Genomic DNA, 13,930 nt, shown 5'->3' with positions numbered 1-13,930 from the left:
ATTTTCACCTTACATTTTACTTAAACATTCATTGGCAATCTCTTTATCATCAAAATGATGCTTAACCTTACCTATTATTTGGTAATTTTCATGCCCTTTACCTGTTATAATTACAACATCATCTTTCTTTGCCATACTTATAGCTTCTTCTATAGCTTGCTTTCTATCAGCAACAACATGATAATTTTTCTTTTCCTTATCTATTCCTTCAAGTATATCCTTTATTATTGCTTCTGGTTCTTCAGTTCTTGGATTATCAGAAGTTACAATACATATATCAGAATATTTTTGTCCAATAGCACCCATTAAAGGTCTCTTTTCAGTATCTCTATCTCCACCACATCCAAATACAGAAATTATTTTTCCTTCTGCAAATTGTTGTGTTGTCTTTAATACATTCTCAAGTGCGTCAGGAGTATGAGCATAATCAACAATTACACTTATACCTTTATCGTTTGGTACAGTTTCAAATCTTCCTGATACTCCATTAGAAAGTCTAAGACCTTCTTTATATACTGGTTTAGGTATGCCAAGTACATAACAAGCAGCTATAACAGCTAAAGTATTATATACTGTAAACATTCCTGGAACTGGTATAAATATAACTTCTTCATAAGAAGGAGTTATTAATCTATAAGATACACCATCTGAATCTGATTTTATATCTCTAGCCATAAAATCAGCATTAGTTTCAACTCCATATGTGTAACAAGGAACATCTATATCTTTTATATTTTCGTATATCTTTTTACCACCCTCATCATCCATATTTATTATGTTTGCCATAGTAGTCTTAAAAAACAATTTTTCTTTAGCTTTTCTATAGTCTTCTAAATCTTTGTGAAAATCTAAATGGTCTGGTGTTAAGTTTGTGAATATTCCTAGTTTAAAGTCTGTTTCATCAACTCTATTTAATGCTAATGAGTGTGATGAAACTTCCATAGCACAGTAATCACATCCATTGTTTAACATATTATTAAAATGATATTGTAAATCTATACTTTCTGGAGTTGTTGAATTAGAAATAATGTCTTTTTCACCATCAAATATTTTTATAGTACCAATAAGACCAACTTTATTTTTATTCAAAGTTAATATTTCATTTAGTATAGTAGTTATACTAGTTTTTCCGTTAGTACCTGTAACTCCTATAACATTAAATTTTTGTGATGGATGATTATAAAAATTGTCAGCTATCTTTGCCATATCTTCTCTTGTATTTTTTACTTTTATAAACGTATACCCTTTTATGTCTACATCTTCTTCAACAATAAAAGCTTTTGCTCCTTTGTTTATAGCATCTTTTATATATTTATGACCATCTGACACAAATCCTTTTATACATACAAATAATGTACCTTCTGTAACCTTTCTTGAATCATATTGTACACTATTAATATCTATATTTAATTCACCTTTGACACTGATTATATCCAACCCCTGTATAATATCATTTAATTTCATAAATGCTTTCCTCCCTTTAAACTCTTTTTGCTAAAATTACACTTCATGTAATATTATATTAAGAATTTTTTACTATGTGAATGGTTAAAAATGCTTGAAATATTGTAAAAAATGCTCTATAATTCTCTATAATATAATCTAAGAGAGGTCTTTTATGAAAATTACAGACAATAAAATTGGATACTTAAATGATAATTTTAAAATATTTAGTATCCGAGATAAAAAAGACATAGAATTTGAATACCATAATCACGATTTTAATAAGATAATTATATTTATAGATGGAAATGTAACTTATTTTGTTGAAGGAATTCCATATAAACTAAAACCTTGGGACATACTTTTTATTAGTAGTAATGAAATTCACAAACCAGTTATAGATTCAAATGTATTTTATGAAAGAATTGCAATATGGATTAGCCCAGAATTTATGAAAAAAAACAGTGATAATACTAGTGATTTAGAAAAATGTTTTAAGACAGCCACAGAAAATAAATGTAATCTATTGCGTTTAAAGATACATGACATCGAATCACTCAAACTTTTTATTGAGCAAATAAATATTTCTGAATCTAGTAATGAATTTGGAAATGAAATACTGAGAAATACCTTGTTCATACAGCTTATGATATTTTTAAATAGAATTTTCTTAAAAAGCGAGAACATAGAATCTGTAGAAGATGTATTTTATGATGAAACTATAAAAAAAATATTAAACTATATAAACTTAAATATAGAGAATAAACTTTCTATAGACTGCATTGCATCTGAATTTTTTATAAGCAAATATTATCTCATGAGAAGATTTAAATCTCATACTGGAACATCCATACACAATTATATAATTCAAAAAAGACTGATTTTAGCTAAATCATTAATAACCAATGGACATCTTATGAGTGAAGTTTGTAGTAAATGTGGATTTAATGATTATTCTAGCTTTGTAAGAGCATTTAAAAAGTATTATGGTGTATCTCCTAAAAACTATCTAAACAATAAAAGCCCTTTAGATAGTAATTTGTTAGATGAATAAATAATTATTATAGATTTTATTTCAAGAAAAATTAGAGGTATTAGTAAAATAGATATACTAGTACCTCTAATTGATTGAAATATAAATCATATATTTTTATTAATTAAACTAAAATATATAAATTAAAATTATGCTTATATAATTACTAAAACTCATACAAGTTTTAAGTATACATACTGATGTGTCTATCCTATTTTTTCAATACTCTCTTTTAATATACTTACACGATTACTTTCTTTTGCTGTGACTTTTCCCTTTTTAATGTTTAGTTTTTGATTTTGTTCTAAATTAGTAAATACTACTGGGCTTATTGTTGATAAACCATTTTTTTCAATATATTCTAAATCCATATTAACCAGTTTATCACCCGATTTAACTTCATCTCCTACATTTACAAATACATCAAACCCATTTCCTTCTAAGTTTACAGTCTCTATACCTAAATGTATAAGTATTTCTACTCCAGTTTTTTTAGATTTGATTATTATTGCATGTTTAGTTGGAAATACAACTCCAATAGTTCCATCTACTGGTGAATAAATTAATCCATCATCAGATTTAATTGCAAAACCATCGCCCATTAATTTACTTGAAAATACAGAGTCTGGAACTTCTTCTATACCTAAGATTTCTCCATTTGTCAATGAATAAATTTCTTCTTCCACCAAAGTATTACCTATATTAGTGTTTTCTGTGTTATTATTTTTTTCCATTTTCTTTTTATCTATATTTTTAATATCAGTATTTTCAATCTTTACTTTTCCCTCTATTATATCTTTTATATTAGATTTTATTGCATCTGATTTTGGACCAAATATAGCTTGGACATTGTTTCCAATAACCATTACACCTGCTGCTCCAAGTGATTTCAACTTTTCTTTATCCACTTTATCTATATCATTTACAACTAATCTAAGTCTTGTTATACAAGCATCTAAACTTTTTAAATTTTCTTTATTTCCTAAAGCTATTAGTATTTCTGATGCTAACTTATCTTTTGAAATCTCACTAGTCTCCACATTAGACTCTGATTCATCTTCTCTTCCTGGCGTCTTTAGGTTAAACTTTCTTATCATAAATCTAAACACACTATAATATAATACTGCAAATCCAATACCTACTAAAATAGCTAGATACCATGGAGTTCTATTAGGAAGTACACCAAATAGTAAGAAATCTATTAATCCTCCTGAAAATGTGAATCCGATTTTAACTCCTAATAGTTGCATTACTGCATATGATAAACCTGAAAACAAACAATGTACTACAAATAATGCTGGTGCAACAAATAAAAATGCAAACTCTATTGGTTCAGTTATTCCTGTTAAAAAAGATGTAAGTGCAGCTGATACCATTATTCCTGCTACAAATTTTCTCTTTTCTGGCTTTGCTTCATGTACCATAGCAAGTGCTGCTGCTGGAAGACCAAACATCATAAACGGAAACGCCCCTGTCATAAAAGTACCTGCTGTGAAATTTACTCCATCTTTAAGTTGAGCAAAGAATATCTTTTGGTCACCCATTACAAGTTCACCTGCTTTGTTTACATATTCTCCAAATTGATACCAAAATGGATTATGGAAAACATGATGTAAACCAAATGGTATTAATAACCTTTCTAAAGACCCTTCCATAAATGCTGCTAATGTTTGATTTGCTTCTATAACATTTTTTGAAAAACTAAGTAATCCTTCTTGTATTGGTGGCCAAATAAATGATAATATAATTCCTATTACTATTGCTGTTAATGATGTAACAATAGGCACAAATCTTTTACCTGCAAAAAAACCTAAATATTGAGGTAGTTCAATTTTATAAAATTTTTTATAAAGATAAGCAGCCACTATGCCTATTATAATACCACCAAATACACCTGTTTGAATTGTTGGTATTCCAACAATACTTGCATACATAGAATTATCTATCATATCTTCTGTGACACCTGCCATAACACCCATAGACGTATTAAGGATTAAAAAACCTACTATAGCTGCCAATGCTGCTACACCTTCGCCTTCGGTTAGACCCACGGCTACACCAACTGCAAATATAAGTGGCAAGTTATTGAATATGATTTGCCCTGAACTTTCCATTATACTTATTATAAGTTGGAATGTAGGATTTGCTAGTGCTGGAAAATGAGCAAGTAACGCATCTCCTGCTAAAGCATTACTTACACCAAGCAATATACCTGCTGCTGGAAGTAATGCAACTGGTAACATTAAAGATTTTCCTACTTTTTGTAAAACACCAAATATTTTTTTCATTTACTTCTCTCTCCTTATTATTTTATATTTTTTAAATAAAAAAGACTTAAGTTTATAAAAAATTACACTAGTAACTTTAATCCTAAAAATAAACCTCATGTTAATATAAATAAACCTATATCAACCTAATTTTAGAATTAAAAATAAACTGTTATAATTTTCTTATAAACCTAAGTCTTGCCTGCATTATCAGTAACAATCTTAATGTTTTAAAATTATTATATTGCTATTAAATTTTACATAATATCTTAAACACCGATATTGAATTTATATTTATTTAGTATGTTTATCATGAATTCAACACAGATATGACTCTTTTAATATGTAGTGTTAAATATAATAATTCATCTTGACTTACATAGTACTCATAGTTTTTCTCTACATGTGTCTTTATTTTATATGCACAATTATAGTCTTTTTCATACTTTATCTTGATTATATCTACAATATCATTATTAGTATCATTGAGTTCCTCTCTTTTTACTAATCTATTTGCAAAAAATTTTAAGTGTGTAAGAAGTCTATCATAATTTATATCATCTTCTTTAAACTCAACTCTATAATAATATCTTATAATATTTAGTATGTCTTTTACAATTTTAGTAATTAACAGGGATTCCTTTGAACTGCCTTTATAATTTGAATTTACTATGTGCATAGCTATAAATCCTGCCTCATCTAAAGGAAACTCTACATTAAATTCTTTATTTATATAATCTACAGCCCATTTTCCAATCTCGTATTCTTTTTTGTGAATTCTTTTTATTTCATGTAGTAAATCATTTTTTATATTTATATTTTCATGATATCTTTTAATTGCAAATGCAATATGGTCAGTAAGTGCTACATATATGTACTCATAAAGTTCAGTATTTAAAATGCCTTCTGCATGAGCAATTACCTCTGTACTCACTTCAAAAAACTTCTCATCAACCTGGCTTGCTAATTTTCCAATTTTATCTATAAAACTTTCATCTTGTGTTACAAAGGTTCTTTCAATTTTACTTTTATCTACTTCTTGACCTTTCTTTTTTTGAAATCCTATTCCACATCCTGTTAGTATTAATTCTTTTTTTTGGTTTTCATCTAAAACTAACACAACATTATTATTGTAAATTTGTTGAATAATCATAATCAATATCTCTCCCAAAATACAATTTCCCTTATTCATAAAAAAACACCTAAATTAAGATACAATTCACCTGTATATCCTAACTTAGGTATTGCCTGCTTCCCAGTAACAATCCAATTTGTTAACGCTCATAAATATTGTATTCAATTTATAGCTTTATTCTATTATAAATGGATATCTATGTCAAGCAATTATTGAAAACTGTTTCCTATTTTTTAGTACCAATAAAATTTAAATCCTATACAGTTTATTTTTTTCATTCTATCATCATCATTTCATCATAGAGAATATTTTCCAATAGTTCTTTAGCTACGTCTCTTGATATTTGTTTGGTTTCAACTAGTTGTTGAATACTATCTCTTTCACTTTGTATTGCCATTAATCTATAGTATACTACTTTTGCTTCAAATTTCTCATCATTATGAATTTTTCTAGTTAGCCAATTTAGATAACGATTATAAAATCTAATTACTATTAATGATTCATGCCTATTATCTTCATTAATATTTTTATTTATAAATGATATAGCTGTCTTTGTAGAAAGTGCATATGCATGGTGAAACTCTTTAATTAGTTCCTTATTTTCAGATATTATTTTTGTAATCTTTTCTTTTACTTCTGTTTTTACCTTTCTATCTATAATCCACATACTTATTTTTAATTTTACAATCTTAAATATTGATTTTTGGACAGATTTTCTCGATTTTGTAATATAAAATCTATATAACTCAAATGCTCTACCAGAAATTTTTCCATCATTCAATAATTTATGAACAGCTATTAAGCCTTGATTATCTGCCTCTGCAATCATCATATTTATAATTTTGTTATCTGGAATATTTAATATACCCTTTTCTAAATCTACTAGCTGCTCATTTAAATCATGTATTACTGGCTGTACCTCTTGCGCTTTTTCATTGCTAAGTTTTAAAATAGCTTCTTTTAAAATTAATTTATATGCCTCTCTATCAGACAATAAGTCTTCTGACTTTTGTACATTCTTTTTTAATAGTACTGGCAATAAAACTGTTGCGAGTAATAAACTTATAAGTATGACTTCTGATGATATAAACAAAACAATATCTCTCATTGGAAACATATCTTTATTGTCTAGGTAAAATGGTATAGATAGAGCAGTTGCAAGTGTAAATGTACCATGAACACCACAAGTAGCAACTATTAATGAATATTTCCATCTAGAAGTATCATCTTTTTCAAATTCTTCATTCTTAAATCCTAAAAAACCTGTAAAGAAATTATTTAAAGGATTTTTCTTGATTTTTATAAAAGAACTGTGCCATAAATACACCCATATAAATCTTATAATAAATAATATAACTACAATTAAAATAGCAATAAAAGTTAAATTTAATGCTATATCTTCGTTGTTAGTGATAATTCCTTGATATATACATGGCAACAAAAAACCAAGTAATGTAAAGACAAACCCATTCAGTACATACTCCAAAACATACCATGTATTATCTGATATTATTCTCAATTTAGTTGTTGTATTTTGTAAATGTTCTTTTTCGATTCCATGGGCTATACCTGCCATTACAACTGCTAAAATTCCGGATACTCCTAGCTCTTCTGACACAAAATACACAAAAAGTGGAGTCATTATCTGTATTACTATTACCATTGGTATTTCTTCTAAATTCCACTTGTGCAAATTAAGTCTTATTTTTATAATTATATATCCTAAAATACTTCCTACTATTATTCCTCCAAATGCAGTAATCAAAAATTGAATACTTGCTTCTTTTATTGAAAAAAAGCCTGTAACGGTAGCAAGTACTGCAACTTTAAATGCCACTACTCCTGCAGCATCATTTAATAGCGATTCTCCTTCAAGTATATTCATCATATTTTTAGGAAAATCTAAACCTTGTGTAATTGATTTTACTGCTACTAAATCAGTTGGAGATATTACTGCTGCCAAAGCGAATGAAACTGATAGTGGCATTTCAGGAATAAGAAAATGTATAAAAATCCCACCTGCAAATACTGTTGTTAAAACCAGTCCAAATGCAAGAAGTAAAATTGGTCTTCTAAGTTCTAATAATTCTCTTCTTGATACATTTTGACCTTCACTAAATAATAGTGGAGCTATGACACATATTACGAATATATCTGGACTAAACGAAAAGGAAAATTTAAATGGTAAAATAGACAATAAAACACCTAATACAATTTGATAAATTGCAAGAGGAATATTGCTCCATTTTTTACTAAGTATAGTTGAAATTATTGTACAGACCAACAAACCTAATAAAGTTACTAAAATTGACATAGCTACATCTCTTTTCAATATATAATTTATAGATTAGACTTATATATTAACTATCTTAATATTGATAGTATTACACTTTACATGTAATTATAAAATATTTACTTTAATCTATTATTCTTATTATATACGCCAAATTTAGTTTTGAAAACCTCTATACTAAGTGAGATGCAACCATATGATTTTTTGAGATTTCCTTTAAAGCTGGCACTTCTATTTTACATATTTCCTTACAATAAGGACATCTTGTATGGAACTTACATCCAGATGGTGGGTTTGTTGGAGATGGAATATCTCTCTATGATACTACTACTAAACTTCAAGAACCTAGGTTAAAACATATTTTTGGTACAGATGAACTAGGAAGAGATTACTTTGCTAGAACACTTTATGGTGGACGAATTTCACTTAGTGTTGGTATCTTATCAATGCTTATTTCTATAGTATTTGGTACTACTATAGGTGTTATTAGTGGCTATATTGGTGGGAAACTAGACCAGTTCTTGATGAGATTAGTAGACATGCTTATGAGTATTCCAAGTTTTTTAGTTTTAATTGTATTAAATACTTATCTAGCTCCTAAGGCTTCTATAAAGAAACTATCACAGTTGCTGGTTCATTAAATATTGCAAATGCTATCTTAACTGAATCTGCACTTAGTTTTTTAGGACTTGGTATACAGTTACCTCTTGCATCATGGGGTAACATGCTTCAAGATGCTCAAAGACATATTTTTGATAAGTTATACTTAGCTGTATTTCCTGGCTTACTTATCTTCTTAACAGTTATGAGTTTAACTATAATAAGTAAAAAGTTCTCTAATAACACTTGATAATATCAATACTTTAAAATAAAAATACAAAATATTTTACAGTGAGTGTATAAATACACTCACTGCTTTTTATATATTTCAAAATAAAAATTTTATATATTATAGAATTTAATGAAGTTATATATTAAGTAACTTTAATAACCTTCTAAATTATTTATATATTATATAAAATTTATTTTCCCTTAATTAATATGTAGTTGAAAAACTAATAGTTTATTGTAATTGAACTTAATTATTTTATCTATGATTTGTTATTAAAATAACAAATCATAGATTCTTTTTACTAAAGAAATCTATAATAAATTTAAATACATGTTCATCTACATGACTATAACGCTCTTTTTTAGGTCTACATAACACAACCTTCCATGTGATAGGGTCATTAAATGGTTTTTCTATAATTTGACTATTTTCAAAAAAATCGTGTACTGGTGATGGTAAAATAGTTATAAAGTCAGAATTTGTAGTTGACAACAACAAGAAATCCCACGAACCAGACATAATATACCTCTTAAGTTTAACTTTTTCATCAGTAAATTTTTGCATTAATTTATGATGTATCATAAATGTAGGATTAAATATTGCAAGCAGTTCTTCATTTAAATCATTCCAATCTATTTTATTTTTCTTTGCGAGATGATGATTTATATTTAAAAATGCTGTAAGTTCGTCTTCTTGAAGTACATGTTCTGTTACTACACTCCTATCAATTTTATGTGGGTGTAAAAGAACTGCATAATCTAATTCTTGCAAAATAAGCATTCTACTTAAATCGTATGCCCCCTTCTCTACTATATCAAATTCTATGTCTGGATTGTTTGCAACTAATTGTGCAACTACATCAGAAAAAGCTATTCCAAGTATAAGTGGTGGTATTCCTATTCTAACTTTCCCTTTAAACTGAACAGAATCTTCTCGCAAATCCTCCATCATATTTTTATATTCATTTATAATATTTTCTGCATTTACATAAAATCTTTCTCCTGCTGGAGTTAAGCCATTTAACCTGCCTTTATATCTCTCAAATAAATATACATTTTCATTTTCTTCAAAGGTTTTTATAATTTGACTTAAGGCTGGTTGAGATATGTGAAGAGTTTTTGATGCAATTGATAAATTAAAACCAGATTTCACTATTTCAACAAAATATTTTAACTGTTTTATATCCATTTCAAACCACCTTTCTTACAAGTATAGTTGATATTAATATTTTTTCTTATAAGAACATTTTATAAGAAAAGCGAAATAATTTCATTAATATTTTAACAAAATATTCCTATATATATATTCTAAATTTTTATCCTATAAATTTTCCTTATATGTTGTATAAAAAATTAGACTTAGACAAAACACATTTTTAGCCGTAATCTATAGTTAGAAAGAGGAAAACCTAATGCATTAGGAATAAAAATAATTAAACTACTTAAAAACAAGCTTGTATTATAAGTAATTTATTATAGTGTTCTTCAAAGTTTTTTATTCAGAAAATTTCAAATAATCATTCAAGGAGGAACTATTAAATATGAAAGATGTAGTAATTGTATCAGCAGTAAGAACACCTATAGGAAACTTTGGTGGCGTATTTAAAAATACTTCTGCTGTTCAACTTGGAGTTGTAGCTGTTAAGGAAGCTATATCACGTATAAAACTTGATTTATCTGAGATAGATGAAGTGATAATTGGAAATGTTCTACAAGCAGGTCTTGGACAAAATGTTGCTAGGCAAATTGCCATAAACTCAGGTATACCAAGTTCTGTACCAAGTTACACAGTAAATAAATTATGTGGCTCAGGACTTAAAAGCATTCAACTAGCAGCTCAATCAATTATAGCTGGTGAAAATGATGTAGTAATTGCAGGTGGTACTGAAAATATGAGTCAATCACCTTACATTATTCCTACTGCTCGTTTTGGTAGTAAAATGGGCAATGTTACTATGGTAGATAGTATGCTAACAGATGGTCTTATAGATGCTTTCAATCAATATCATATGGGAATTACTGCCGAAAATGTTGCTGATAAATTTGGAATTACAAGGGAAATGCAAGATAAAATAGCACTAGAAAGCCAAAATAAAGCTGAAGAAGCTATAAAAAACAATCGTTTTAAAGACGAAATTGTTCCAGTAGAAGCTGCGATAAATCATAGAGAAATTAAAACTATTTATACAGACGAATATCCTAAATTAAGCATGACATCTGAAATACTATCCAAGCTTAAACCTGCCTTTAAAAAAGATGGTACTGTAACAGCTGGAAATGCATCAGGAATTAATGATGGTGCAGCAATGATGATACTAATGAGTCAACAAAAAGCAGATGAACTTGGGCTTAAGCCGCTTGCTACAATAAAATCATATGCATCATCTGGTGTAGAACCTGAAATAATGGGAACTGGTCCAATTCCTGCAACTAAAAAAGCACTAGAAAAAGTAGGTCTTAATATTAACGATATAGACTTGATAGAGGCGAATGAAGCATTTGCAGCACAAGCACTTGCAGTTAAAAATGAACTTCAAATAGATTCGTCTAAACTAAATGTAAATGGTGGTGCAATAGCACTAGGACATCCAATAGGAGCAAGTGGAGCTAGAGTACTTGTAACCCTTATTTATGAAATGCAAAAACGTAAAGTAGAAACTGGCCTTGCAACACTTTGTATTGGTGGTGGTCAAGGAATAGCGATGATAGTTTCACGATAGGAGGAAATATGAATAAAATAGTTAGCATTGATGAGGCTCTATCTCACATCAAAGATGGAGATACAGTAATGGTTGGTGGATTCATGGCCAATGGTTCCCCAGAAAATTTAATTGATTATTTATGTGATAAAGGTATAAAAGATTTAACATTAGTTTGTAATGATACTGGTTTTATTGACAAGGGTGTTGGAAAGATGGTTGTTAATAAGCAGTTCAAAAAGATAATTGCCTCTCACATAGGATTAAACAAAGAAACAGGAAGACAGATGAATGATAATGAAACATGTGTTGAATTAGTTCCTCAAGGAACTCTTGCTGAACAAATTCGTGCAGCTGGTTATGGCTTAGGTGGAATACTAACACCAACTGGCATTGGTACTCTTATAGAAGAAGGAAAGCAAAAGATTGTTGTCGATAGTAAAGAATATCTTCTTGAAAAACCAATTCATGCTGATGTTGCTCTTTTATTTGCTTCAAAGGTAGATAAAGCAGGTAACTTAGTTTACAAAGGTTCTATGAATAACTTTAATAATTTAATGGCTTCAGCTGCTAATATTACAATAGTCGAGGCAGGCGAAATTGTTGAAATAGGTGATATCGACCCAAATGAAGTTACTACACCAGGTATTTTTGTGAATTACATCGTTGAAGGAGGTAATTTATAATGGATAAATTAGAAATACAAGAATATATTGCAAACAGAGTCTCTAAGGAATTAAAGGATGGAGCTGTTGTAAACCTTGGTATAGGCTTACCAACCAAAGTAGCCAATTATATTCCAGATGAGGTAAACGTTATTTTACAATCTGAAAATGGATTTCTAGGTCTAGGACCAGCTGAAAGTGGAAATTCAAGTGATGAAACTATTGTAAATGCTGGTGGTCAGCCAGTTACTATCCTTCCTGGAGGTTGTTTTTTCGATAGTGCCACTTCTTTTGGAATAATTAGAGGAGGTCATGTAGATATAACTGTTCTTGGAGCACTCCAAGTTGACAAATATGGTAACATAGCAAATTATATGATTCCAGGTAAAATGGTTCCTGGGATGGGTGGAGCTATGGATTTAGTAACTGGAGCAAAAAAAGTCATTGTAGCAATGGAACACACTTCAAAAGGTTCAGCAAAAATATTAAATAACTGTACTCTCCCACTTACTGCAACCAATGCTGTAGATTTAATTGTAACTGAGATGGGAGTTATAGAAGTAACTACAGATGGACTCCTTCTTATAGAAATAAATCCTATCTTCACATTAGACGAAGTTCTTTCTGCTACTGAAGCACCTTTAATATTGTCAGATTCATTAAATAAAGAGGCATCGATTATTTAAAATTAATCAAAATTACATCAGAAAATAAATTTAAAAGATGTAAAATATTAATACAAAAAATTAATATAAAAATAAAATTAAATTGGAGGAAATAAAAATGGTTAAAGACAAAGTTGTATTCGTAACAGGAGCTGCAAGTGGAATAGGTAAACAAATAGCTGAATCATTCTTGAAGAATGGTTCTAAGGTAGTATTCTCTGATATAAATCAAGAAGCGCTAGATAAAGTTACAGCAGAATTACAAAAAGAAGGTTATGATTGTGCAAATGTAAAGTGTGATGTAACTAAAGAAGAAGAAATTAACCGTGCAATAGATAAAACTATAGAAAAATATGGAAGATTGGACATACTAATAAATAATGCTGGTCTTCAACATGTTGCTATGATAGAAGATTTCCCAACTGATAAATTTGAATTTATGATAAAAATAATGTTAACAGCACCTTTTATAGCTACTAAAAAAGTATTCCCTATAATGAAAAAACAAGGATTTGGTCGTATAATAAACATGGCTTCAATCAATGGTGTAATTGGATTTGCTGGTAAAGCTGCTTACAATTCAGCTAAACATGGACTTATAGGTCTAACAAAAGTTGCTGCACTTGAAGCTGCTGACTCAGGTATAACAGTTAATGCTATATGCCCTGGATATGTAGATACTCCACTTGTTAGAGGTCAATTTAATGACCTATCAAAAACTCGTAATGTACCACTAGAAAATGTATTAGAAGAAGTTCTATATCCACTTGTACCTCAAAAACGTCTACTAGATGTTCAAGAAATTGCTGATTATGCAATGTTCTTAGCTAGTGATAAGGCTAAAGGAATTACAGGACAAGCTTGCCTACTAGATGGAGGATATACTGCACAATAATTAT

At 28.7% G+C, this 13,930-nt stretch carries 11 protein-coding genes and 1 pseudogene; 6 read left to right on the top strand and 6 right to left on the bottom strand.

The annotated features are described in order from the left end of the window. Window positions 1-9: 9 nt before the first annotated feature. The gene (locus IC175_RS10085) at window positions 10-1,464 is read right to left on the bottom strand and encodes a UDP-N-acetylmuramoyl-L-alanyl-D-glutamate--2,6-diaminopimelate ligase (protein ID WP_227835294.1); all 1,455 of its coding nucleotides are present in this window, start codon (window positions 1,462-1,464) and stop codon (window positions 10-12) included. A 154-nt stretch (window positions 1,465-1,618) separates the two neighbouring features. Here IC175_RS10085 and IC175_RS10080 point away from each other — a divergent pair, with 154 nt between their 5' ends. Next, on the top strand, window positions 1,619-2,497 hold the full coding sequence (locus IC175_RS10080; RefSeq protein WP_227851490.1) for an AraC family transcriptional regulator: 879 nt from the start codon (window positions 1,619-1,621) through the stop codon (window positions 2,495-2,497). A gap of 185 nt (window positions 2,498-2,682) precedes the next feature. On the opposite strand, the gene ptsG is transcribed toward IC175_RS10080, so the two are convergent. The 4 genes and pseudogenes from ptsG to IC175_RS10060 all read right to left on the bottom strand — a co-directional run. After that, window positions 2,683-4,764, bottom strand: a complete 2,082-nt coding sequence (gene ptsG, locus IC175_RS10075; RefSeq protein WP_227851489.1) for a glucose-specific PTS transporter subunit IIBC — start codon at window positions 4,762-4,764, stop codon at window positions 2,683-2,685. Between the two features lie 289 nt (window positions 4,765-5,053). Further along, window positions 5,054-5,896, bottom strand: coding sequence for a BglG family transcription antiterminator LicT (licT, locus tag IC175_RS10070; protein ID WP_227483783.1), 843 nt, complete (start codon window positions 5,894-5,896; stop codon window positions 5,054-5,056). Window positions 5,897-6,152: 256 nt separating this feature from the next. Beyond that, window positions 6,153-8,192 carry a cation:proton antiporter gene (locus IC175_RS10065; RefSeq protein WP_227851488.1) on the bottom strand — a complete coding sequence of 680 codons (2,040 nt, stop codon included), beginning with the start codon at window positions 8,190-8,192 and terminating at the stop codon, window positions 6,153-6,155. A 151-nt stretch (window positions 8,193-8,343) separates the two neighbouring features. After that, window positions 8,344-8,484 (bottom strand): annotated as a pseudogene (locus IC175_RS10060) (oligopeptide/dipeptide ABC transporter ATP-binding protein); the annotation flags it as partial. Between the two features lie 133 nt (window positions 8,485-8,617). On the opposite strand from IC175_RS10060, the gene IC175_RS19660 reads away from it, so the two are divergent. After that, a complete protein-coding gene (locus IC175_RS19660) occupies window positions 8,618-8,812 on the top strand; it encodes an ABC transporter permease subunit (protein WP_413927242.1) in 195 nt (64 codons plus the stop codon). Window positions 8,813-9,288: 476 nt separating this feature from the next. Here IC175_RS19660 and IC175_RS10050 read toward each other — a convergent pair whose 3' ends face one another. Further along, window positions 9,289-10,191, bottom strand: coding sequence for a LysR family transcriptional regulator (locus IC175_RS10050; RefSeq protein WP_227432394.1), 903 nt, complete (start codon window positions 10,189-10,191; stop codon window positions 9,289-9,291). Window positions 10,192-10,543: 352 nt separating this feature from the next. On the opposite strand from IC175_RS10050, the gene IC175_RS10045 reads away from it, so the two are divergent. From IC175_RS10045 to IC175_RS10030, 4 genes are all read left to right on the top strand, one after another. Beyond that, entirely contained in the window at window positions 10,544-11,722 is a 1,179-nt protein-coding gene (locus IC175_RS10045) for an acetyl-CoA C-acetyltransferase (protein ID WP_227851487.1), read from the top strand. Between the two features lie 8 nt (window positions 11,723-11,730). After that, on the top strand, window positions 11,731-12,387 hold the full coding sequence (locus IC175_RS10040; protein ID WP_227824224.1) for a CoA transferase subunit A: 657 nt from the start codon (window positions 11,731-11,733) through the stop codon (window positions 12,385-12,387). Next, window positions 12,387-13,052: a 3-oxoacid CoA-transferase subunit B gene (locus tag IC175_RS10035; RefSeq protein WP_227824225.1), complete on the top strand. Its 666-nt coding sequence runs from the start codon at window positions 12,387-12,389 to the stop codon at window positions 13,050-13,052. The genes IC175_RS10040 and IC175_RS10035 overlap by 1 nt, the downstream gene beginning before the upstream one ends. 97 nt (window positions 13,053-13,149) lie before the next feature. Continuing rightward, the gene (locus tag IC175_RS10030; protein ID WP_227851486.1) at window positions 13,150-13,926 is read left to right on the top strand and encodes a 3-hydroxybutyrate dehydrogenase; all 777 of its coding nucleotides are present in this window, start codon (window positions 13,150-13,152) and stop codon (window positions 13,924-13,926) included. Window positions 13,927-13,930: the final 4 nt, after the last annotated feature.

The sequence above is a fragment of the Clostridioides sp. ES-S-0123-01 genome, assembly GCF_020658415.1.
GTDB lineage: Bacteria > Bacillota > Clostridia > Peptostreptococcales > Peptostreptococcaceae > Clostridioides.
Note: the sequence above shows the minus strand (reverse complement) of the source record. Positions and strands in the feature narration are given on the sequence as shown.

Excerpts from the sequence above, each read along its gene's own strand:
- IC175_RS10085 (WP_227835294.1), bottom strand. The coding sequence starts at position 1,464 with ATGAAATTAAATGATATTATACAGGGGTTGGATATAATCAGTGTCAAA.
- IC175_RS10080 (WP_227851490.1), top strand. The coding sequence starts at position 1,619 with ATGAAAATTACAGACAATAAAATTGGATACTTAAATGATAATTTTAAA.
- ptsG (WP_227851489.1), bottom strand. The coding sequence starts at position 4,764 with ATGAAAAAAATATTTGGTGTTTTACAAAAAGTAGGAAAATCTTTAATG.
- licT (WP_227483783.1), bottom strand. The coding sequence starts at position 5,896 with ATGATTATTCAACAAATTTACAATAATAATGTTGTGTTAGTTTTAGAT.
- IC175_RS10065 (WP_227851488.1), bottom strand. The coding sequence starts at position 8,192 with ATGTCAATTTTAGTAACTTTATTAGGTTTGTTGGTCTGTACAATAATT.
- IC175_RS19660 (WP_413927242.1), top strand. The coding sequence starts at position 8,618 with ATGCTTATTTCTATAGTATTTGGTACTACTATAGGTGTTATTAGTGGC.
- IC175_RS10050 (WP_227432394.1), bottom strand. The coding sequence starts at position 10,191 with ATGGATATAAAACAGTTAAAATATTTTGTTGAAATAGTGAAATCTGGT.
- IC175_RS10045 (WP_227851487.1), top strand. The coding sequence starts at position 10,544 with ATGAAAGATGTAGTAATTGTATCAGCAGTAAGAACACCTATAGGAAAC.
- IC175_RS10040 (WP_227824224.1), top strand. The coding sequence starts at position 11,731 with ATGAATAAAATAGTTAGCATTGATGAGGCTCTATCTCACATCAAAGAT.
- IC175_RS10035 (WP_227824225.1), top strand. The coding sequence starts at position 12,387 with ATGGATAAATTAGAAATACAAGAATATATTGCAAACAGAGTCTCTAAG.
- IC175_RS10030 (WP_227851486.1), top strand. The coding sequence starts at position 13,150 with ATGGTTAAAGACAAAGTTGTATTCGTAACAGGAGCTGCAAGTGGAATA.